We start from the raw sequence: 19,357 nt of genomic DNA on the forward strand, positions 1-19,357 counted from the left end.
GTATTGGACCAGAAACAATTGATATTGCGAGAAGGGCAAGCCTGCCAGGGAGTGTCACCGCTCTCGAGAAGGCCGCATTAAACAACAAAAGGGCCGTATGAGGAATTCTAGGCAGAGAAGTTAGCGGCCCAGTAACCAACGGTGGATTTTATGAGATCCAGCGTTAGCGTTTAGCCTCCTCGGATTTCTGATGCGTATCTCGATCAAGGCCGCACTCACCGGCCTTTTTGGCTTGCTGGTGGTCATCGTCGTGGGCGAGAGCGCCCTCACGCTGATCAAGCTCAGCGCCATCCGCCTAAGCGCGACCGAAGTTGCAGGCAACTGGCTGCCCTCTGTGCAGATGCTCGGTGAACTGAAGTCGGGAGTGGATGGCGCGCGCGTGAAGCAGTACCGGCTAGTAGCTGCGACGCGAGATGCCGAGCAACTCGCTGTACACAAAAAGCAATATCTGGATACGGACGTGATGCTTGCCGCGGCACGCAAGCGTTACGAGCTTCTGATCTCCTCGCCTGAGGAGCGTGCTCTGTATGACCGCTTCGTGCAAACCTGGACCCAGTTCGATGCCGTCGGCAAACGCGCCGTGCAGCTGATGGATTCAGGTCGTCAAACCGAAGCGTTAGCTGAGATTACGAGCCAGGATGTCGTGAAGATCTACACCGCACTGGCTGATATTATCGGACAAGCCATCACTCTGAACCGGCAGGGCGCGCAGAATGAAGCCGACGCGACCGTGGCGAGCGCGGATGGTGCGACTCGGGTTACCTATCTCGCCATGGCCATCGCGCTGATTGCTGCATTAGGTTCGATGCTGTTCAGCCTGCTGCGAGTCTCGCAGCCGATTACCCGGATGACGGCAACGATGAGCACGCTCGCGGCCGGCGACACGACAGTTGCGGTTCATGGTGCCGACCGGCGCGACGAGATCGGCGCGATGGCCGCTGCTGTGCAGGTGTTCAAGGACAATCTCATCCATACCCGCCGGCTCGAAGAGGAAACCGCTCTGGCCCGTGCCTCGGCCGAGGAGCAGCGCCGCGCCGGCATGCGCCAGATGGCGGATGCCTTCGAGCGGGCCGTCGGCGGCATCGTCGGCCAGGTCTCAGCCTCTGCAACCGAGCTCCAGGCCACCGCTCAGACCATGACTGCGACCGCGACCCAAACGGCCGCGCAGTCCACCGCCGTGGCGGCCGCGGCGGAAGAGGCTTCGTCGAACGTGGGCACGGTAGCGGCGGCGGCGGAGGAGCTCGGCGCCTCGGTGAGCGAGATCGGCCGCCAAGTCGACGGCTCCGCGCGGCTCGCTCAGGCGGCTGTGACCGAAGCCGGGCAGACCGTGCATCAGGTCCGTGCGTTGACCGAGGCTACTGCCCGCATTGGCGACGTGGTCGGGCTGATCTCGTCGATCGCCGCGCAGACCAACCTCCTGGCGCTCAACGCCACGATCGAGGCGGCCCGCGCCGGGGCGGCGGGGCGCGGCTTCGCGGTGGTGGCCGCCGAAGTGAAGGAACTCGCTGGCCAGACCGCGAAGGCCACCGAGGAGATCACCAGCCAGATCGCGGCGATCCAGGCCTCGACGGGTCAGGCGGCGGGAGCGATCGGCCAGATCACCGCCCGGATCGAGGAGATCTCTGGGGTCGCGACCTCAATTGCGGCGGCCGTGGAGGAGCAGGGCGCGGCAACCCGTGAGATCGTGCGTAACGTGAGCCAGGCGGCGGCCGGCACCGGCGAGGTGACGGGCAATATCGCCGGGGTGGCGGGCGCGGCGGAGGAGACTGGGGCGGCGGCGAGCCAAGTGCTGGCCTCGGCCTCCGAGCTTTCGCGCCAGTCCGAGTATCTCGGCGCGGAGGTCGCCCGCTTCCTCGCCACCGTCAGGGCCGCCTAAAACCGACCCGTGCGCGCTGTCTGCCACGACAGGCAGCGCGCAGGACGTGGAGCGCTACTACGCTCCCGACACGCTGCTCACCGTCTGAACCACAGCCGCGGGCAGCAGGGCGCGCTCCAGGCGCGCCTGCATGTCCCGCTCTGCCACCGCGGCCATGGCGAGGGCGATAAGGGCGATGCCGACAACGGTCAGGATCGCGGCGCGCAGGTTCTGCATGGGTGAAGCCCTGGATTGATCGGAGCGCAGCTATGGCCAGGCAGGGTGGCCGCGGTGTGGTCCGCCTCGGGCATCTTTGGGCTCAAATGGTTTCAGCCGTACTCTGAACCGATCGTTCGCTCGAACGCAGCCCCGCTCTGCTGCTGCCCTTTCGGATCGGCAACCGAGATGTCGCGGAAGCCTCGTGACATCAGCTCCCGGATTTTATCCAGCGCCTGCAAGTCCGTGCCGCATGCGAAGGCCAGTGTGCGGCCGGTCGGGTCTGTTCCTGTCACCTTGTACAAGCTCGTCCTCCTGTTCGGTGCCGAGCATACGGTAGCTTGGAGCAACCCGCGATCGTGCGCGCACCACGACCCCCCAACCTTGCCGGGCGCTGAGCCCATCATTTTTCGCAACCCATCCAGATCAAGCGTGGTGACGCCGGCGCGGCGTTCTAGGCGACTACCCGCCGCTCACCTGCTCCGCGAAGTCCTCCGGCACCTCGCCGAACTGACCGAGGATCGCGACGCTCTCCAGCTCACCCGTCTCGTCATCCGCCACGATGCGCAGGGCCGCTGCTCCCGGCATCCGCCCGGCGATCGCCTCGGCGCGTTTGAGCGCTCCATTCTCCGTCGGCGCCACATCCCGGTTGCCCGGCCGCAGCCGCTTCCGGTGGATCTCGAACGTCTGCACCATGAACGTCGTCCACATGCCCATCACGATCTCCTGATCCTGCAGTCCCCGCTCCGCACAGGCTCGAAGCTCGGCCTTGACCGGGAACCTCCGGCCTGTTTGTTCTCTTTGTGTTCTAACACGGAGGGCGCGCGTGAGTCTCTATCGGGTCGGTGCAGAGGCGGCGGATGCGGGCGGGCTCGTGCGGATTCCGTTCATGCTCCCGACCCTGTGCGCTGGCTTCCCGAGCCCGGCCGAGGACTTCATCGAGGGCGCGCTGGAGCTGCCGCGCTGGCTCGTGCCGAACCCGCCCGCCACCTTCATCTGGCGCGTGCGCGGCTGGTGCATGAAGGGCGCCGGCATCCACGACGAGGATCTGGCCGTGGTCGACCGCTCGCTCTCGCCCTCCTCCGGTGCGGTTGTGGTCGCAGTGGTCAACGGCGAAATGAGCCTCAAGCGCCTGGTGATGACCGGCAACCGGCTGGCGCTCACGTTCGACAACCCGGAGATGGATCAGGACTTCGCCGTCGAGGATCTCGAGGAAGGCCTGCTCTGGGGCGTGCTGCTGCTCTCGGTGCGCTGGCACCACGTGAAGGCTCGGGCGAGCCTCAAGCGATGAGCCGGGCGATCGCGCTGATCGACGGCAACAGCTTCTACTGCTCCTGCGAGCGCGTGTTCGATCCGAAGCTCACGGGCGTGCCGGTGATCGTGCTCTCGAACAACGACGGCTGCGCCATCGCGCGGACCGCCGAGGCCAAGGCGCTTGGGATCAAGATGGGCGAGCCCTTCTTCAAGATCCGCAACCTGTGCCGCCAGAAGAACGTGCGCGTCTTCTCCTCAAACTATGCCCTCTACGGCGACATGAGCGCGAGGGCCAACACGGTCTACCGGCAGTTCGCGCCGGACGTGGAGATCTACTCCATCGACGAGAGCTTTCTGGATCTCTCGGACGTGCGCGAGCGTGACCGGGTTGCGCTGGCGCGGGATCTCCGCTCCACGGTGCGCCAGTGGACCGGCCTGCCGACCTGCGTCGGCATCGGGCCGACGAAGACGCTCGCCAAGCTCGCCAACTACATCGCCAAGACCATCCCAGAGCTCGGCGGCGTGTGCGACCTCTCGGACGAGGCCGAGCGCGCCGCCTGGATGGTCGGGATCTCGGTCGGGGAGGTCTGGGGGATCGGGCGCGCCTCGCTGGCCCGGCTGACCGCCATGGGCGTCGACACGGTGGCGGACCTGCGCGACCTCGATCCCCGGCCGGCCCGCCAGTCGCTCACGGTGGTGGGCGAGCGGATCATCCATGAGCTGCGCGGCCGCGCCTGCTTGCCGCTCGAGATCGTACCGGCCAGGCGCAAGGGCTGCGCGGTGACCCGCTCGTTCTCGTCCCGCATCATGGAGCGGACGGTGCTCGAACAGGCAGTGGCGGCGCATGCCACGCGGCTGGGCGAGAAGCTGCGGCGCGACGGGCTCGCGGTCTCGGCCGTGACGGTCTTCTACCACACCAGCGAACACGACCGCGGTGACTCGATGCGCTCGGTCTCGACCGTCGTGCACCTGCCCGAAGCGACGAACGACAGCCGCCACCTCATCCAGGCTGCCCTTCATGGCGTGGCGAAGACCTGGAAGGAGCAGGGGCCGACGCCCTGGCGCTACAGCAAGGCCGGGCTCGTCACGACCGACCTCGTGCCGCTCGACGAGGCCCCGCGCCCGCTGTTCGACGCTCTCGACCGGGAGAAGTCCGGCAAGCTCATGGCAGCGATGGACACCTGCAACAGCCGGTTCGGGCGTGGCGCCGTGGTACCGGCGCGGGCGGGGCTGGTTGAGAAGCGCACCTGGTCGACGAAGTTCGAGATGCGCTCGCCGCGGTTCACGACGCGGTTGAGCGAGGTGCCGAATGTGTCGGCGATGCAGTGAGCGCAAAGGACAAGCTCCATCTTACGCGCACAATCATCGGCCAGCTTGCACTTTCCATCGCATCCTCATGTTCCGTGACACGGTAAGGCAACAGCGTCGGGGGGGGGGCGATCCATGTCAAAGCGAGGCGAATTACGTCGGATTCCAAGTGTGGATTGCTGGCTTGATCGTTGCACGGATTAATTTTATAATCGATCGAATCAATTTTTTCCGGGATCAGAAATCCATCCCATCAGACGGTAACTTGAAAGAAAGGAATAGACATATGGCGGTAATTCAACATAGACAAATTTGTGACAATATTAAATCTATATATATACCAAATATTGATGTCTCCGATATAAAAAGTGTAGGTGAAGATCTGGAGATTAACAAATTAAGTAGAGGAGTAGCTGCATATGCTATTGCCTATCTCACTGGAGCTGATCCTGTAACTGCAGGGTCATCCATAACCGATGGGTTCGGCGATAATGGCGTCGATGCGATTTATTACGATAAGAATGAACAGATATTGTATGTAGTGCAATCGAAGTGGAACACTAAGCACGCTGGATCGGTGGAGTTAGGCGATATACTAAAATTTATCAAAGGATGTAAAGATCTATTGAGCAGTAGATTTATTGAATTTAATGATAAAGTTAAGAAAAGAAGCAAAGAAATTGATATTGCTATAAATCAAGCAAGCAAAGTTGTTGCTGTGGTCGTTTATTCGGGATCCGCTAATTTTTCTGAAGAAAGCAGATCCGCAATCGATAGTTTTATTGATGAAGTAGATGAGACACGGGAACTGCTGTCGTCCCAGGTTATAAATCAGTCGCAGTTATATTCCATGCTACAGCAAGGAGCTGCAGGCGCAAGTATCTCTTCACCTATAACTCTGTTCGAGTGGGGCGAGGTAAGAGAGCCAGTCAAAGCATTTTATGGGCAAATCGCAGCGAGTGATCTTGCTGATTTGCATGGAAAATTCGGCCATCGCCTCTTTTCAAGAAACATACGAATGTTTCTGGGCGACTCAACGCAAGTCAATAATGGCATCCAGGAGACTGTAGCTACGAACCCTGAACTGTTTTGGTTTTACAACAATGGAATTACAGCCCTTGCATCAACTGTTAAACGGCGACTGGCTGGTGGCGGGTCTCGCACTGCAGGTACATTCGATTGCGATGGACTAACAATCGTGAATGGAGCTCAGACTATTGGTTCATTGGCCGCCGCAAACCAAAAAATGGCTGGCCAACTACAAAATGCGCGCGTCCCTTTCAGAGTTGTCTCTACTGAAGGAGCCCCTGAGGGCTTTGTACCTGCAGTAACGAGAACAAACAACACGCAAAATCGCATTGATGCAAGAAATTTCGTTGCGTTAGATCAAAACCAAGAGCGACTTCGAAGTGAATTTGCCATAGATAAAGTAGACTATGAATTTAGGCAAGGTGAAATCGAAAATTCTGGCCCTTCAAGGTTAGGTCTGGTTGAGGCAACGCTTGCACTGGCATGCACGCGACACGAAGTTGATCTCGCGGTTCAAGCAAAGAGAGAAATCGGAAAGCTTTGGGAAGACATTGGTCGTCCGCCGTACAAAACTCTTTTCAATTCAAGGACGACAAGCGAAGAAATATGGAGCAAAGTACTTGCTTTTAGACGTATTGATAAACAAATAACGACACAAGAAATAGCCAGAAGCGGAAAGAGCGCCAACATTATTACGCATGGGAATAGATTTATTGCTCATGGTGCCTACAAGAGATTACAGGAAATTTCGGGTAAGCCGTCCTTAGAAAACCTAAGAGATGACGAGGTTGAAAAAACAGTCAAGCAAGTAATAGAATTTTTGATATCGTGCATAGAGGCGAAATTCCCTGATAACTATGTAGCAAGTCTGTTCAAAAATGTTACTAAATGTAGAGCGTTGTCTCGAGATATTGAAGCTCAATTCGCTATGTAGTTCCAGACAAATCTTAACTGAGGAAAAAATCTATGGTATAAATCGAGCAATGTTCAGCAGAGGATCGTATTTTTCTTTATGAAAATACTGCAATCATAGCGGGGGGGCTGCTTAGCCTCGTAAATGGCGGCGCGGGAGTGCATCAGGCCCTGCCCGCGCCAGCCTGCATCGTCACCATCGCATTCAAAGGTTGCATGTGTGCCCTCAATCGGCACATAGAAGTCCCCCTTCTTCCGCTCGGCTGCGAATCACTCGCCGGTCAGCTCGCCCGGCTCCTCAGGCCGCCGGCGCACACGGCCGATGCTCTCGCCGCCGCGGTAGACCCGCCGGACGTGAGAGCGACCTTCTGGTCCGGGGGGCCAGAGTTCGTCGTAGCTGATCGACATCGCGCATTCTCCCGGGTCGCGCCCCGCGTGGTCAGGCGCCCAACCGGCAGAAATCATAACCGGCCAGTGGGAATCGTCACGGGGCTTCTTCGGACAAGGTTTTTCCTCACCACTCGCCGCCCGTCTTGACCATACACCGCACGACTTAGGTTCGTCTCGACCCTTCATGATGCGCCTGAGACACACTTCGCGAGCAACATTGTGGTTCGCCCCTCTCTCCATCTTTTGACATCGAAATGCGCGACGCGTTGAGCGATCTGCTTTCGCGGCATCTCAGACAGCCACCATCATGGCGCCCCAGCGATCGGAAGTCGCATGCCCCGCTTCTTCTTCTATATCCACGACGGAGAGTAGAGCCGTGACCACGAGGGGACTGAGTGCGCTAACGTCGAGGAGGCTTGCCGACAGGCGAAGCAGACACTGCCCGCAATAGCCCTCCGACACGTCGCACGTGACGGTGATCATCATATGATCTCGATCCTGGTCACCGATGAGATCCGACAACCGGTCTACACCGCCGCCTTGTAGTTCAGCGGACTCGTCCTTGGTCGCTGAGGCTCATCCGACCGGCGCCAGCAAAATCGCCGTCGTCACCGCGTTCCGCCGCTGCGGCCCGGTTGCACCGTCCTGCGCCAGCACCTCCGTGCTGTAGGCGTTCGCCAGGACGGCCGCGGCGACGTCGAGGCGCTTGTCGCCGATCTCCAGCATCGCCGGCTGCGATGGGTCGGCGAGGTAGGCCGCGATCGCTGCGTCGAGCGCGTCGTCGGTCAGGAGCTTGGCTCGGTAGGCCTCGCCGGCGGTCATGATACGACAGCCGCCTCGGCCCGGATGCGGTCTCGCACGTCGGCGATCTCGACCATCCTGGCTTCGCACAGCGCAGCGATGTCGGACCACACACCCGCCGGCACCCTGCCTTCGCCGCTCGCCCACCGCCGCACCTGGCGATCCGAGATGTTGAGCGCTCGGGCGAGGTCGCTCTGCCATTGTGTGCCGTACAGGGCGGCACCGACCCGACGCAGCGTCTCGTTCATGCTGTCACCCGTGTTCTGGTTTTGACGCACCGCGTCGAACGCGCAGCGCAGGTCAGGACGCGATCGCATCGCCGCGTAGAAGGCTGTGTGAGAAATTCCGACCTCTCGGCACGCTCGGTAGGCGGTAGCGCCAGCCTCGACGTGCCGGATGACGGCCGTCACCTCGTCATCAGTGATCGGTGTCTCACGCCCGCTGAGGGCCAGCGCGTGCTCTCGCATCATCGCCCTATGGTAGGGGCGGCGCTCGACCCGAGCGCTGGCTCGCGATGCCTCTTGGGCGCCGACGACCAGAGAGCGCTGTGCCTCTTCCAGCTTGCCCGCCTCTCGCGTCTTGGTGACGGAGGCCGAAAACCGAGCCCGGGTGTCCGAGCCGACGAGGCCTCGCGAGCGCGGCAAGCCGAGTGCATCCTGGTAGGCCTCGACCGAAACGCCGTGCGCCCGCGGGAGATGGTGACCGAGGCCGCGGAACGCCTTGCCGCACAGCAGGCACTTGAGGCGGTCGCCGGACAGGTAGTCCTCAACCGCCTCGCGCGTCTGGAAGGGCTTGAGGTCGTCGAGCGTCACGCCGCGGACCGGGTGACACGCAGGGTGTCGGCGCCGCCGATCTCGGCCGGGATGCTGGCGAAGTCCGCGTATCCGGCGTCTCGCGCCATGCAGTCGAGGGCGTCGGCTTCCGACATGGCCGGGCCGTCATAGAGGACGATGCCGGTCTCGGTCTGCTCGACGGTGTAGTGGAAGATGGTGGCAGCTTCGGTCTTGATCATAGCGGGTCTCCTACCCATCCCGGCGGGGCCGTTCCCTTCATATGTCCTGAAATTAGGACGCTCTATTGGGCGATGCAAGCGCTTTTTTCCCGACCTCCCACACCGCCACCATGCCCAGCATCTTCACCGGCTCATGCCGATAGGCGGTCCACTTCCCGAGCTTAATCCACTCGGGCGTGACCTCGTGCACGTCGACCGAGAGGGGCATGAGGATCCCGCAAAAATCGCCCCGCACCGTGCCGGTCGTCGGGCCGACGCCGAACAGCCGGAGCGTGTCCCAGCCCGCGGCGTGCGCCTGCATGCCCCACCGCTCGACGAACTCCTGGCAGCGCAGGTGCGTCTCGGCCCATTCATCGGGGCGGAGGCCGGGACAGGGAGGCATGCCGGGGGAGAGGCTGGCGAGGCCGCGAGACCATTCGAGAACGGCGGGTGGGACCGTGGCTTCGGGCATGCCATCCATCTAGACAGGAAGCCGAAAAAAGGGAGTTGGTTCAATGACCATCTAGACGCTATTTTGAATGCCTAAGTGATTGATTTTAAACATTTTGTTGGCGGACTCTGACTCCGTTAGTCGTGGTTCGAATCCACGTCCCCCAGCCACCTTATTCTTCAGGAACTTAGCGCTCGATCTTCAACCGGGTTGGCAAGCGGTTAGACAAACCTGCCTGCACGGTTAGACACTCCCCTCGCGCTTCCTGTTCTCCTCATCCAGTTTGGTCACCACGCCGCGCAGCTTCGGCTCGAGGTCGGCCTCCCGTGAGTAATGCGCCGCCATGCCCTCGGTCTCCTGACCGAGCATGTCGGCGATCGTGCGCGTGTCGAAGCCGAGCCGGCGCATCTGCGTCGCGGCAGTGTGGCGCAGACCGTGGAAGGTGAGGCCGTCCGCCACCCGGCCCGCGGCCTCCAGCGTCCGGATCAGCCGGAAGAACGAGCCGCGAAAGCCGTTCTCGGCCCAGGGCTCCCCGCGGCTGTTGACCAGCAAGGTCGCGGCGGCGTGCGCCGGCAGGCGATGCAGGGCTGCCACCACCACCTCGGGCGCCTTGACCACCACCACCTTCCCCGATTTCGCCGAGATCCGGGTCCGCGTGCCGGCCGTCCGGTTCCAGCTGTCGCGCCCGGCGGCCAGCGCCTCGCCCTTCGGGCGGCGCAGCTTGCGCACATCCCGCACCGGGTTCGTGGCGGCCAGCTCGAACTCGATCCCGTGCGCGAAGACGACGGAGACCACCGACAGCACGTAGTTGGCGAAGCGGCGGCCCTTCTGCGTCTGCGCCTTGTCGCGCAGGCCGGCCACGAAGGAGCGGCTCCAGCGCGTCAGCACCACGTCGTGGAGCGGCGCCAGGTAGTCGAGCACGGCCTGGTAGTCCTTGCGCGTGCGCGGCGCGAGGTCCTTTGGGAAGCGAGGGCTCGCCCGGTAGGAGGTCACCAGCGCACCCCAGGTGCCGGGCCGCTCCGCCGGTTCCCCCGCAATCCGTGCCCGGGCTTCCTGCAGGGCCTGCCACCATTCCGGCGAGCCGAGAGCGTGCGGCGGCGTGAGTCGCGTGCCCGTCACCCGGTCATAGGCTTAGGGTCTAAAACCGTTCAAGGCATGGCAATGATGAGAGAAATGTGATTCCAAACACCTCCCGGGAGGAGGATATGGCAGAGCTGTTCTGGCTGTCTGACGAGCAGTGGCAGGCGATCGCGCCGTTCATGCCCACCAACCAGCCCGGCGCTCGTCGCAAGGACGACCGCACCATCCTGTCGGGCATCCTGCACGTCATCAAGTCCGGCTGCCGCTGGAAAGACTCTCCGTGCGAGTACGGTCCCCCCACCACCGTCTACAACCGCTTCAACAGATTGTCGCGCCGCCGCTTCTGGACCGGCATGCTGGAAGCCCTGGCCAAGGCCGGATGGTCGGGCGAAGCGGCTGCCCTCGATGCGACCGACGTCAAAGCCCAGCGCGCCGCCCACGGCGCAAAAGGGGGGGCGTGAGCAGGCGATCGGCCTCTCGCGAGCGGGCCCGACCACCAAGATCCATGTCCTCACCGACGTGATCGGGAGCCAAGGGATCCGGAGATCGTCGTCCTCACGGTCGACTGGACGGGCGTTGGCGAAGTGGATCACTGGCCCGCGAGCACATTCAATCGGGTGAGGAGTGTATAGCTCGCCTCCGCGGTCATGATCGCGGCGAAGATTAGGATCGCGATCGGCGGGGCCAGGATCGCGTAGATCAGGGCCAGCCGCTCCCAAGCGAGATGCATGAACACCGCCACGATCAGTCCCGCCTTGACGACCATGAACAGCAGGATCAGCGACCAGCGCAGGGCGCCCTGAACGTGAAAATAGTCGACGAGGTAGGAGCAAGCACTCAGCACGAACAGCCAGCCCCAGACGAGCAGGTAGAGTCGAATCGAGTGGCCGTGGTCGGTCCCTTGGCTCGCGACGGGGTGCATACCGTCCTCCTACCAGAGATAGAACAACGCAAAGATAAAAACCCAGACGAGATCGACGAAGTGCCAGTAGAGGCCTGCGATCTCGACGTTCTCGTATCGTCCGCGCTGGCTGGTGAAGAAACCGCGCCGTCCCACGTCGAAATCGCCCCGCCAGACCTTGCGGGCGATGATGGCCAGGACGATGACCCCGATGGTGACGTGGGTCCCGTGGAAGCCGGTGATCATGAAGAAGGTCGAACCGAACTGGTGCGCCCCCCAGGGATTCGTCCAGGGCCGGACGCCCTCGCGGATCAGCTTCGTCCACTCGAAGGCCTGCATGCCGACGAAGGTCGCGCCCAGGACAGCCGTCGCGAGCATCAGCAGCGCCGTGGCGCGGCGGTTCCGCTTGTAGGCTTGGGCGACCGCCATGGCCATCGTGCCGCTGCTCGAGATGAGAACGAAGGTCATGATCGCGATCAGGATCAGGGGCAGCTCGGTGCCGCCGATCTCCAGGGCGAAGACCTCGCTGGGGTTCGGCCAGGGCACCGTCGTCGACATGCGCACGGTCATGTAGCCGATCAGGAAGCAGCCGAACACGAAGGTGTCGCTGAGCAGGAAGATCCACATCATGGCCTTGCGCCACGAGGCCCCCGCGAAGGCCTGGCGGTCGGCGGCCCATTCGCCGGAGAAGCGCCGCCATCGGCTCGGCGGACCATCGGCGGTCGGGAGGGGGCGCAGAACGGTCTCTGTCATGATGCGTCGTCCCGAGGTTGTTAGGCCGGCGGCCGGCACAGGACATCGATCAGACCCGACCACGGCGTCCGGAACAGGATGCCGAAGGCCACGAGCCAGATCACCAGAAGGGCATCCCAGTAGAGGGTACACAGCCCGATGCTCCGGACGAGGCCTGCGGGCGACCCCGTCCGCGCCGCGCCGCAGGCGATCCGCGCGAGGGCCGCGAGCCCGCCCGCGAGGTGCAAGCCATGCAGCAGCGTGATCAGGACGAAGAAGGAGCCGGCCGCATCGACCGTGCGGCCGGCCCCCGCCTCCCAGATCAACCGCCAAGCGAGGCCCTGCCCACCGAGGAAGACGAGGCTCGCCGCGGCGGCGGCAAGCAGATTCGCGCGCGCGTCCGCCTCCGCTCCTCGGCGCGCCGCCCGCTCGGCCCGGTGGAGCAGCAAGCTCGCCAGCCCGAGAAAGCCGGTTGTGAGCCAGAGGAGGCGCGGGTCGAGAGGGACCCCGGCGCTGCCCGGCGGCACGCGCATGCCGTAGGCCGCGACGAGCAGCGCGAAGAGCAAGCCGACCACCGCCAAAAAGGCCCCGAGGCCCAGCCTGGCCGTCGGCTCGATTTCCCCAGCCGCCGGCCGGCTGAGGAGAGGGCCCGCGCTGAGCCAGGGCTTGGCGGCGAGGTGCTGCCGGGCGAGCCAGCGCCCCGAAAGGGCGCCGAGGCCCGCGAGGTAGACGAGGACGAGGCTCACGGCGCAGCCCCCGCGGCGTGGACGGGCTGGTTCTGGGGCACGAAGTCCTCCGCCGCCCCCGGCACGCTGTAATCGTAGGGCCAGCGATAGACGACCGGCAGGCGGGCGCCCCAGTTGCCGTGCCGCGGCGGCGTGTCGGGCGTTTGCCATTCCAGAGTGGTGGCGTGCCACGGATTGCCGCCGGCCGGCACGCCGTGGCGGAGGCTGCGGATCAGGTTCGCCACGAACACCACTTGGACCGCGCCGACCACGAAGGCCACCACGCTGATGAAGGCATTGAGGGACGCGGCCGATGCCGGGATGAAGCCGAGCCCCGTGATCTCGAAGTACCGCCGCGGAACGCCGAGCAGTCCGAGATAGTGCATCGGAAAGAAGATCAGGTAGGCGCCCAGGAACGTCACCCAGAAGTGCAACAGGCCGAGCCGCTCGTCGAGCATCCGGCCGGTCACCTTGGGGTACCAGTGATAGATCCCGCCGAAGATCACGAGGATCGGGGCGACCCCCATGACCATGTGGAAATGGGCGACGACGAACAGCGTGTCCGACAACGGCACGTCGACCACCACGTTGCCGAGGAAGAGGCCGGTCAGGCCGCCGTTCAGGAAGGTGACGATGAAGGCGATCGCGAACAGCATCGGGACCGTCAGGTGGATGTCCCCGCGCCAGAGCGTCAACACCCAGTTGTAGACCTTGATAGCGGTCGGCACTGCGATGACCAAGGTCGTGGTCGCGAAGAAGAACCCAAAGTACGGGTTCATCCCGCTCACGTACATATGGTGTGCCCAAACCACGAAGCTGAGCCCGCCGATGGCGATGATGGCCCAAACCATCATGCGATACCCAAATATGTTCTTGCGCGCATGGGTGCTGATCAGATCGGAGACGATGCCGAACGCGGGAAGCGCGACGATGTAGACCTCCGGATGGCCGAAGAACCAGAACAGGTGCTGGAACAGGATTGGCGTGCCGCCGCCGTAGTGCAGGCGCTGGCCGGCCTCGATGATCATCGGCATGAAGAAGCTCGTGCCGAGCAGCCGATCGAGGAGCATCATGACGGCCCCGACGAACAGCGCCGGAAAGGCGAGCAGCGCCAGGACCGTCGCAGTGAAGATGCCCCAGATCGTCAGGGGCATGCGCATCATCGTCATGCCGGGCGCGCGCGCCTGCAGCACGGTCACCACGTAGTTCACGCCCCCCATGGTGAAGCCGATGATGAACAGGATGAGCGAGGCGAGCATCAGCACGATGCCCCATTCCTGGCCCGGGGTGCCCGAGAGGATGGCCTGCGGCGGATAGAGGGTCCAGCCGGCCCCGGTCGGCCCGCCCGGCGCGAAGAAGCTCGCCACCAGCACCAGCACGGCGAGCAGATAGATCCAGTAGCTCAGCATGTTCACGTAGGGAAACACCATGTCCCGCGCGCCGATCATCAGCGGGATGAGGTAATTGCCGAAGCCGCCGAGGAACACGGCGGTGAGGAGGTAAACCACCATGATCATCCCGTGCATGGTGATGATCTGATAGTATTCGGCCGGTCCGAGGAACGGAAATAGGCCCGGAAATCCGAGCTGGAGCCGGATCAGCCAGGACAGGACGAGCGCGACGAAGCCGATCGCCAGCGCGGTGCCGGAGTACTGGATGGCGATGACCTTGGCATCCTGGCTGAAGACGTAGCGGGTCAGCCAGCTATGCGGATGGTAGAGCTCGGCCTCGTCCGGCTCCGAACCGGGGAAGGGGCCGGCGGCCCCGATCGGCGTATCGACCATGGCACCGTCCTCTCAGCGGTCATCGGCGACGCGACGAAGGGCAGCGTCGCGGGGCGCCCGCTCAGGGCGGGCGGCGAAGTTCGAGAACGTCTTCTGCTGGTCGAGCCAGGATCGATACTGGGGCTCCGGCTCGACGACGACGCGGCCCCGCATCGCGTAGTGGTTGGTGCCGCACACCTCGTTGCAGATCGCCTCGAAGGTGCCGGTCCGGGTCGGCGTGAACCAGAAGTAGGTCACCATCCCGGGGATGATGTCCATCTTGGCCCGGAACTCGGGAACGTAGAAGTCGTGCACCACGTCGAACGAGCGCAGCAGGACCTTCACGGGCCGCGCGAGGGGCAGGTGCAGGTCGTCGCCGTCGACGATGACGTCGTCCTTGCCGGCCGGGTCGTGCGGATCGAGACCGAGCGGGTTCTCGTCGCTGACGAATTCGGTTGCGGCGGCCCCGAGGCGCCCGTCGGCGCCCGGCAGGCGGTAGCTCCAGCGCCATTGCTGGGCGACGATTTCGACCTCCGCGGCATCGGCCGGAACCCGTACGAACTGCGCCCAGACGGCGAGGCCCGGGGCCAGCATCGCGGCGACGCCGATTGCGGTGATCGCCGTAAGCCAGCCCTCCAGCCGCCGGCTCTCCGGCTCGTAGGAGGCCTTCTGCCCAGGCCGGTGCCGGAAGCGAGCGACGCAGTAGGCGACGAACAGCACCAGGATCGTGAAGACTGCGCCGGTGATCCAGAACGTGATGATCAGCGTCGTGTCGATGTAGCCCCAGTTCGACGCGATCGGGGTCCACCACCACGGGCTCAGGACATGGAAGGCGATCGAGCCGAGAGCGATCAGCACGAGGACGAGCGCCATCTGTCGTCTCCTGCGCGCAGGGGTAAGACGCAATCGGCGTCAGGGCGCGACCGCCCGCCGATAGAGATGCCAGGTCGCGTGGCCGAGGATCGGCAGCACGAGCGCGAGGCCGACGAAGAGCGGCGCCATTCCGAGCACCAGGAGACCCGCGACGACGAGCCCCCAGGTCACCATCGTGCGCGGGTTCTCGCGGAGCAGCGCCGTCGAAGTTTCGATCGCCGTCCCGGCATCGACGCCGCGGTCGATGATCAGCGGGAAGGACACAGCGCTCACCGCGAGCGCGATCAGCGAGAAGGCCGCGCCCACGAGGTTGCCGATCACGATCAGCATCCATCCGCGCGGCGTGGTCAGCACCGCCTCGGCAAAGGCAAATATGGAGACGTAGGTCTCCGACCCGAACAGCGCCCGATACAGTTCCATGGCGGTGATGATCCAGGCGACGAGGATCAGCATCAGGACGAATCCGACCGCGAGGATCGACCCGGCGTTACGGCCGGTCAGCGGGGCGAAGGGTCGGGTTTCGGCCAGGGGAAGGCCTAGTTCCCGCCGCCGGCTCAACTCGTAGAGGCCGATCGCCGCGAACGGGCCGATCAGCGCGAAACCGGAGGCCAGCGGGAAGAGGATCGGGAGGAGGTCGCTCTCGAAGGTTGCCGCCGCGATGATGACGCCGGCGACCGGGTAGATCGCGATCAAGAACAGCACGTGCGTCGGCAGGACCATGAAGTCCTCGACCCCCTTCAGCAAGGCGATCTTGAGGTCGGAGACCTCGATCCGTCGTAGGTTCGGTCGCGTCACCACCGAGCGTGCGGACGCAGCATGGGGTATTGCCATCGCGCATCCTCCGAAATGGAAGACTCGACACGCGATCTCGCCTGATTTCGCTCCGATCTCAGGCTTAACCGTCGAGCTTTCGAGCGTGGCTGATGGATAAATACCACTTTTCACCATTCCTGTCGCGCGGTTTTTACGATGACTCTCGATAGATCACGTATCCAGTTTCAGCCTTCGTTTCAGAACGCGGCTGCGAGCTTGGGCGTTGGACGAGGGAGGAGCGTCGTGGGCGTTAGAGAGTATTCGGTGCTACCCCGGATCACGGATGTCGATGTCCGCCGCCCGCCGCCCGCCGGCCGCGTCGAGCTTGCGCGTGAAACCCTGGCGTATGCATCTGCCTGATCGACGCCGCATGGACTGTGCTCGCGCTGCTGCTGCCCGCGCCGCGGCATCGTACGTCAGCAGGAGGAAGCTATCGGGACTGTCGGCCCGTGCTTCGTCGTTCGGAGAACGCTCGCAACCGGACACTCCCGACATCCGCCGCGAGGGTCCGCTTAGGGTCAGGGCGAGTTTCGCCTGACGCGCGGTCTTGAGCGAGGCCGCATCCTGCGCTGCACGCCACACCTCGCGGTCGCTCGGATCAGTGGCGATCTTGTCGTCCGCGTTGACAATCGTGAACCCGCCGATGCCGGGCCGGCCCTGCAGGAGCGCCCGCAGCCGGCAGATGGTCGGGTCGATCCGCGCCGGCTGTGCTCGGGTTGCGCATGTGGACGACCGCGCGAGGCTCGTCAGACCACCAGCGGTCCAAACGGAAGCGGTACCGCTCGCACGCTGAGAAGCCGGCCGGGCCGTGCAACCCGGTAGCCTCAGGTGTCACGGGGCATGCAGGGCCTCCAGGCGAACGGCGGTGCCGGTGGAGGCGCCTCTCGCCTTCTCGGCGGCCTGAACGTCGGTGGGGGGCTGCAGGCAGAATCGAGGTCGCTGCCGTCACAAAATCTCGAAACTAGACCCCTGAGGAAATAGCTGTCACACTCCGCCTCATGGCAAAATTATTCTATGCTTCTCGACATTATCGTCATAATGGAGAAATCATCTCTCCTGGCCACTACGGCCGAATGATTGGATTGTCGAGGCATTCGCATTATCATTTCATGAGAGAGGAAGTGCTGGAAAAAGCCAGAATGGCGAGGTTTCCCCTCAAGCCGTCTCGCTTGAAGTGCATATTTGCCTGCGCAACGGAGATGGACATTCGAGAGTACGTCGACACTCAGATGGCGCGGCACCCTGGGCGCGTGCGGGAGCCGATCTACGAGGTGGAGACCACACAGAGTGATCCGCTCACGCATCGTGGGGACTGGAACGTTGCCGAGATGGTGCTGCAGGCCGGCCGCGTAGCCGAGATTGCGGCCGATCGATACTGGCAAGGGGTGGAGGGTATTGATCAGCCTACCGGACTGAGCACTTACATGGAGGTGATTACGACTTCGCCCCTTGCTGTGCTGCGTCGGTTAGACTGAGGCTTGTGGGATGTAGGACGCAGCTGCGGACCGCGCTGCCAGCACCTCGACATCTCCTTTATGGCATCGGAACGGTGGATCAGCTGCGGCGGCTGCTCCCGGCACCGCATCGGGCCATGACGGCTCGCGCCTCTCGCCCGGGTGAGTCGGCACTTGGCCGGTGCCGCCGCAGGTGGTGCAGACATCCCGGTTCGTCTCAGTGTGCCGGTCCTCGCGAGAGGTCCAGCCGGTGCCGGAGCAGGTGGCGCAGGGAATGGTCTTGGATATCATGGTGTGCCCCTTTGAACGGCAGATGGAGTATGTCGCTGGAAAAAACGAAGCCTTTCAATTGCGGGCATCTCAATTGACGACTTTATCACACTTGCTTTTTGTGGTTGCGGCGCAAGAAAATGTGGCGCAGCGGTGTTTTTCCGATGTGAGAGACAAACATGCACCGCGAGTGGAAAACTTGGCCGCAGATCGCAACTATGGTCCTGGATCAGATCAAGAGCTTCCCCTGCGGGGAGCGCTTGATCTGGATTGAATTCAAAGATTTCGACGACGAGAATGGCATCGCAAGCTTTGTCATTGAAACCGACGGCGCGTCCGACTTCGAAAACACGATGATTGCTGATTACATCGCGATCATACTGAAAAAAATGAGGCATAAATATAAAATATCGTCTTTAACGGTAAACTGATGCAAGGGTATAGATGCTGTGCCGCCCCATCGCGAATACAGCCTCAGTCATGGCATTCACTCCGCTTGGGGCAGAGGTCGGCGGCGCTACCTCAATGTGGGACAGGCGGCTTAGGCCGTTTCGCCAGCATTGCGACCGCTCAATTGTGTGCAAAGCTGATATGTAAAATAAAACCTATATCAATGCAAGATACAGTCGAATCATGGAACTCGTTGCAGCCGCCACTGATCTCAGATGAAACATCGTCGCTCGCGATCAGCAATACGGAGTGGCGCCGTTTGGGTCGAAGGGCATGTGGGATCTATACGCTGTAAAGTGCGAAATCTTGCATATTCTGGAGCTATTTTGGTCGTAAATCCAGCGGCTTGCCCATTTAATAATATTATTATCAGCGTGAATGACGTAAAAGATTATATTCTCTGTAGCATTATCTGGCGTGGAACGGACGAAATCGCCGTCGTGTTTGTGTCCCGGCAGGAAACAGCTATTTTCACGCCGCGATCTTACTGAGCCGTCTGCGGCGTCCGCGATACTGTCGATAATACGGTCGCGCGGCATCAGGGCTGCTCGACAGGCACTCGTTTGCAATCGGACTGGCGCGTGAAACCGTATCGACGAGGATCGCCACGTCCGCCCCGTAGTCGCGGAACCCGACCCCCCAGCGGTTCCAGGACCGGATGCGCCGCCGGCCGGATGCCGCCCAGAGCGGATCGGCCGCCGCTGCGAGCCCCTGGCACCCGCGGCGCTCGCGATCCTGGTCGTGCCACCGCCAGAGGTCGGGGTCTCCGGCGATCTGCTCCATCAGCGTGTCGCGGCGCGTGAGCAGGACCGTGAAACGCTGTCGCCGGGCCCACTCGCTCGGCAACTCGTATGTGCCGTCCGCGTCGGCCCAGCGCCAATGTGGCTTGTGGCGCGGAGCGGATGTTCCCTAACCGGAGAGCCAGGGACACGCCGACGCGCGCCGCGTCGGCGATCGCTGAATCCATCAGGTCCTGCCCGTTTCCCGCCGGTGAGCACAAGCGCGAGGTTAGGTTCACGACGTTGCCGATAGCTGTGTATTAGAGGATAGTTTCAGTTCCGGCGCATCCGACTGTCGACGGCCCCATCG

Annotated in this window: 23 protein-coding genes and 2 pseudogenes; 8 read left to right on the forward strand and 17 right to left on the reverse strand. The window is 62.9% G+C overall.

The window, feature by feature from the left end; translation table 11 throughout:
* Nucleotides 1-190: 190 nt before the first annotated feature.
* Nucleotides 191-1,876, forward strand: coding sequence for a methyl-accepting chemotaxis protein (locus DA075_RS07910; protein ID WP_099952736.1), 1,686 nt, complete (start codon nucleotides 191-193; stop codon nucleotides 1,874-1,876).
* 57 nt (nucleotides 1,877-1,933) lie between these two features.
* Here DA075_RS07910 and DA075_RS36490 read toward each other — a convergent pair whose 3' ends face one another.
* The 3 genes from DA075_RS36490 to DA075_RS07920 all read right to left on the reverse strand — a co-directional run bounded on the left by DA075_RS36490 (nucleotide 1,934) and on the right by DA075_RS07920 (nucleotide 2,788).
* Nucleotides 1,934-2,092, reverse strand: coding sequence for a hypothetical protein (locus DA075_RS36490; RefSeq protein WP_164712249.1), 159 nt, complete (start codon nucleotides 2,090-2,092; stop codon nucleotides 1,934-1,936).
* A gap of 92 nt (nucleotides 2,093-2,184) precedes the next feature.
* A complete protein-coding gene (locus DA075_RS07915; protein ID WP_099952737.1) occupies nucleotides 2,185-2,376 on the reverse strand; it encodes a hypothetical protein in 192 nt (63 codons plus the stop codon).
* Nucleotides 2,377-2,533: 157 nt separating this feature from the next.
* On the reverse strand, nucleotides 2,534-2,788 hold the full coding sequence (locus DA075_RS07920) for a hypothetical protein (RefSeq protein WP_099952738.1): 255 nt from the start codon (nucleotides 2,786-2,788) through the stop codon (nucleotides 2,534-2,536).
* A gap of 109 nt (nucleotides 2,789-2,897) precedes the next feature.
* Here DA075_RS07920 and DA075_RS07925 point away from each other — a divergent pair, with 109 nt between their 5' ends.
* The 3 genes from DA075_RS07925 to DA075_RS07935 all read left to right on the forward strand — a co-directional run bounded on the left by DA075_RS07925 (nucleotide 2,898) and on the right by DA075_RS07935 (nucleotide 6,596).
* Nucleotides 2,898-3,362 carry a LexA family protein gene (locus tag DA075_RS07925; RefSeq protein ID WP_174800073.1) on the forward strand — a complete coding sequence of 155 codons (465 nt, stop codon included), beginning with the start codon at nucleotides 2,898-2,900 and terminating at the stop codon, nucleotides 3,360-3,362.
* Nucleotides 3,359-4,654 carry a Y-family DNA polymerase gene (locus tag DA075_RS07930; protein WP_099952739.1) on the forward strand — a complete coding sequence of 432 codons (1,296 nt, stop codon included), beginning with the start codon at nucleotides 3,359-3,361 and terminating at the stop codon, nucleotides 4,652-4,654. Before DA075_RS07925 ends, DA075_RS07930 begins: the two co-directional genes overlap by 4 nt.
* A 67-nt stretch (nucleotides 4,655-4,721) precedes the next feature.
* Nucleotides 4,722-6,596, forward strand: coding sequence for an AIPR family protein (locus tag DA075_RS07935; RefSeq protein WP_164712251.1), 1,875 nt, complete (start codon nucleotides 4,722-4,724; stop codon nucleotides 6,594-6,596).
* A gap of 248 nt (nucleotides 6,597-6,844) precedes the next feature.
* Here DA075_RS07935 and DA075_RS36495 read toward each other — a convergent pair whose 3' ends face one another.
* Together DA075_RS36495 and DA075_RS07940 are read right to left on the reverse strand one after the other, a co-directional pair.
* A complete protein-coding gene (locus DA075_RS36495; protein ID WP_164712254.1) occupies nucleotides 6,845-6,982 on the reverse strand; it encodes a hypothetical protein in 138 nt (45 codons plus the stop codon).
* 273 nt (nucleotides 6,983-7,255) lie between these two features.
* A complete protein-coding gene (locus DA075_RS07940; protein ID WP_099952740.1) occupies nucleotides 7,256-7,450 on the reverse strand; it encodes a hypothetical protein in 195 nt (64 codons plus the stop codon).
* Between DA075_RS07940 and DA075_RS38495 the strand changes: the two are divergent.
* Nucleotides 7,400-7,510: pseudogene (locus DA075_RS38495) on the forward strand (DUF6894 family protein); the annotation flags it as partial. The gene DA075_RS07940 and the pseudogene DA075_RS38495 overlap by 51 nt on opposite strands.
* A 30-nt stretch (nucleotides 7,511-7,540) precedes the next feature.
* On the opposite strand, the gene DA075_RS07945 reads toward DA075_RS38495, so the two are convergent.
* From DA075_RS07945 to DA075_RS07965, 5 genes are all read right to left on the reverse strand, one after another.
* A complete protein-coding gene (locus tag DA075_RS07945; RefSeq protein ID WP_099952741.1) occupies nucleotides 7,541-7,786 on the reverse strand; it encodes a hypothetical protein in 246 nt (81 codons plus the stop codon).
* Nucleotides 7,783-8,577 carry a MucR family transcriptional regulator gene (locus tag DA075_RS07950; protein ID WP_099952742.1) on the reverse strand — a complete coding sequence of 265 codons (795 nt, stop codon included), beginning with the start codon at nucleotides 8,575-8,577 and terminating at the stop codon, nucleotides 7,783-7,785. The genes DA075_RS07945 and DA075_RS07950 overlap by 4 nt, the downstream gene beginning before the upstream one ends.
* Complete coding sequence (locus DA075_RS07955; RefSeq protein ID WP_099952743.1) at nucleotides 8,574-8,777, reverse strand: hypothetical protein; 204 nt, start codon at nucleotides 8,775-8,777, stop codon at nucleotides 8,574-8,576. The genes DA075_RS07950 and DA075_RS07955 overlap by 4 nt, the downstream gene beginning before the upstream one ends.
* A 52-nt stretch (nucleotides 8,778-8,829) precedes the next feature.
* A complete protein-coding gene (locus DA075_RS07960) occupies nucleotides 8,830-9,228 on the reverse strand; it encodes a hypothetical protein (RefSeq protein ID WP_099956485.1) in 399 nt (132 codons plus the stop codon).
* Between the two features lie 222 nt (nucleotides 9,229-9,450).
* The gene (locus DA075_RS07965; protein ID WP_099952744.1) at nucleotides 9,451-10,326 is read right to left on the reverse strand and encodes a tyrosine-type recombinase/integrase; all 876 of its coding nucleotides are present in this window, start codon (nucleotides 10,324-10,326) and stop codon (nucleotides 9,451-9,453) included.
* An 86-nt stretch (nucleotides 10,327-10,412) separates the two neighbouring features.
* On the opposite strand from DA075_RS07965, the pseudogene DA075_RS07970 reads away from it, so the two are divergent.
* A pseudogene (locus tag DA075_RS07970) lies at nucleotides 10,413-10,827 on the forward strand (IS5 family transposase); the annotation flags it as partial.
* A 49-nt stretch (nucleotides 10,828-10,876) separates the two neighbouring features.
* Here the strand turns inward: DA075_RS07970 and DA075_RS07975 are convergent.
* Genes DA075_RS07975 through DA075_RS08000 form a run of 6 tightly spaced genes read right to left on the reverse strand, consistent with a single transcriptional unit; the run spans nucleotide 10,877 to nucleotide 16,112 of the window.
* Nucleotides 10,877-11,209 carry a cytochrome C oxidase subunit IV family protein gene (locus DA075_RS07975; protein WP_099952745.1) on the reverse strand — a complete coding sequence of 111 codons (333 nt, stop codon included), beginning with the start codon at nucleotides 11,207-11,209 and terminating at the stop codon, nucleotides 10,877-10,879.
* A gap of 9 nt (nucleotides 11,210-11,218) precedes the next feature.
* A complete protein-coding gene (locus tag DA075_RS07980; RefSeq protein ID WP_099952746.1) occupies nucleotides 11,219-11,941 on the reverse strand; it encodes a heme-copper oxidase subunit III family protein in 723 nt (240 codons plus the stop codon).
* A gap of 20 nt (nucleotides 11,942-11,961) precedes the next feature.
* Nucleotides 11,962-12,666, reverse strand: a complete 705-nt coding sequence (locus DA075_RS07985) for a cytochrome c oxidase subunit 3 family protein (protein ID WP_099952747.1) — start codon at nucleotides 12,664-12,666, stop codon at nucleotides 11,962-11,964.
* Nucleotides 12,663-14,429: a cytochrome c oxidase subunit I gene (locus DA075_RS07990; RefSeq protein ID WP_099952748.1), complete on the reverse strand. Its 1,767-nt coding sequence runs from the start codon at nucleotides 14,427-14,429 to the stop codon at nucleotides 12,663-12,665. The genes DA075_RS07985 and DA075_RS07990 overlap by 4 nt, the downstream gene beginning before the upstream one ends.
* A 12-nt stretch (nucleotides 14,430-14,441) precedes the next feature.
* On the reverse strand, nucleotides 14,442-15,281 hold the full coding sequence (locus tag DA075_RS07995; protein WP_099952749.1) for a cytochrome c oxidase subunit II: 840 nt from the start codon (nucleotides 15,279-15,281) through the stop codon (nucleotides 14,442-14,444).
* 39 nt (nucleotides 15,282-15,320) lie between these two features.
* Nucleotides 15,321-16,112 carry a DUF2189 domain-containing protein gene (locus tag DA075_RS08000; protein WP_099952750.1) on the reverse strand — a complete coding sequence of 264 codons (792 nt, stop codon included), beginning with the start codon at nucleotides 16,110-16,112 and terminating at the stop codon, nucleotides 15,321-15,323.
* A 1,091-nt stretch (nucleotides 16,113-17,203) separates the two neighbouring features.
* Here DA075_RS08000 and DA075_RS08005 point away from each other — a divergent pair.
* Nucleotides 17,204-17,569 (forward strand): DUF2441 domain-containing protein, encoded by a 366-nt coding sequence (locus DA075_RS08005; protein ID WP_244936535.1) that lies wholly within the window; start codon nucleotides 17,204-17,206, stop codon nucleotides 17,567-17,569.
* A gap of 229 nt (nucleotides 17,570-17,798) precedes the next feature.
* The gene (locus tag DA075_RS35830; RefSeq protein ID WP_123834200.1) at nucleotides 17,799-18,092 is read left to right on the forward strand and encodes a hypothetical protein; all 294 of its coding nucleotides are present in this window, start codon (nucleotides 17,799-17,801) and stop codon (nucleotides 18,090-18,092) included.
* A 647-nt stretch (nucleotides 18,093-18,739) separates the two neighbouring features.
* On the opposite strand, the gene DA075_RS35835 is transcribed toward DA075_RS35830, so the two are convergent.
* Nucleotides 18,740-19,051 (reverse strand): hypothetical protein, encoded by a 312-nt coding sequence (locus tag DA075_RS35835; RefSeq protein WP_123834202.1) that lies wholly within the window; start codon nucleotides 19,049-19,051, stop codon nucleotides 18,740-18,742.
* Between the last annotated feature and the right edge of the window lie 306 nt (nucleotides 19,052-19,357).

This window comes from Methylobacterium currus, assembly GCF_003058325.1.
Taxonomy (GTDB): domain Bacteria; phylum Pseudomonadota; class Alphaproteobacteria; order Rhizobiales; family Beijerinckiaceae; genus Methylobacterium; species Methylobacterium currus.

Coding starts and splice junctions, on each gene's coding strand:
- DA075_RS36490 (WP_164712249.1), bottom strand. CDS start 2,092: ATGCAGAACCTGCGCGCCGCGATCCTGACCGTTGTCGGCATCGCCCTT.
- DA075_RS07935 (WP_164712251.1), top strand. CDS start 4,722: ATGTTCCGTGACACGGTAAGGCAACAGCGTCGGGGGGGGGGCGATCCA.
- DA075_RS07975 (WP_099952745.1), bottom strand. CDS start 11,209: ATGCACCCCGTCGCGAGCCAAGGGACCGACCACGGCCACTCGATTCGA.
- DA075_RS35835 (WP_123834202.1), bottom strand. CDS start 19,051: ATGGAGCAGATCGCCGGAGACCCCGACCTCTGGCGGTGGCACGACCAG.
- DA075_RS07990 (WP_099952748.1), bottom strand. CDS start 14,429: ATGGTCGATACGCCGATCGGGGCCGCCGGCCCCTTCCCCGGTTCGGAG.
- DA075_RS07955 (WP_099952743.1), bottom strand. CDS start 8,777: ATGATCAAGACCGAAGCTGCCACCATCTTCCACTACACCGTCGAGCAG.
- DA075_RS08000 (WP_099952750.1), bottom strand. CDS start 16,112: ATGGCAATACCCCATGCTGCGTCCGCACGCTCGGTGGTGACGCGACCG.
- DA075_RS36495 (WP_164712254.1), bottom strand. CDS start 6,982: ATGTCGATCAGCTACGACGAACTCTGGCCCCCCGGACCAGAAGGTCGC.
- DA075_RS07980 (WP_099952746.1), bottom strand. CDS start 11,941: ATGACAGAGACCGTTCTGCGCCCCCTCCCGACCGCCGATGGTCCGCCG.
- DA075_RS07930 (WP_099952739.1), top strand. CDS start 3,359: ATGAGCCGGGCGATCGCGCTGATCGACGGCAACAGCTTCTACTGCTCC.
- DA075_RS08005 (WP_244936535.1), top strand. CDS start 17,204: ATGAGAGAGGAAGTGCTGGAAAAAGCCAGAATGGCGAGGTTTCCCCTC.
- DA075_RS07945 (WP_099952741.1), bottom strand. CDS start 7,786: ATGACCGCCGGCGAGGCCTACCGAGCCAAGCTCCTGACCGACGACGCG.
- DA075_RS07910 (WP_099952736.1), top strand. CDS start 191: ATGCGTATCTCGATCAAGGCCGCACTCACCGGCCTTTTTGGCTTGCTG.
- DA075_RS07920 (WP_099952738.1), bottom strand. CDS start 2,788: ATGGGCATGTGGACGACGTTCATGGTGCAGACGTTCGAGATCCACCGG.
- DA075_RS07995 (WP_099952749.1), bottom strand. CDS start 15,281: ATGGCGCTCGTCCTCGTGCTGATCGCTCTCGGCTCGATCGCCTTCCAT.
- DA075_RS07960 (WP_099956485.1), bottom strand. CDS start 9,228: ATGCCCGAAGCCACGGTCCCACCCGCCGTTCTCGAATGGTCTCGCGGC.
- DA075_RS07940 (WP_099952740.1), bottom strand. CDS start 7,450: ATGATGATCACCGTCACGTGCGACGTGTCGGAGGGCTATTGCGGGCAG.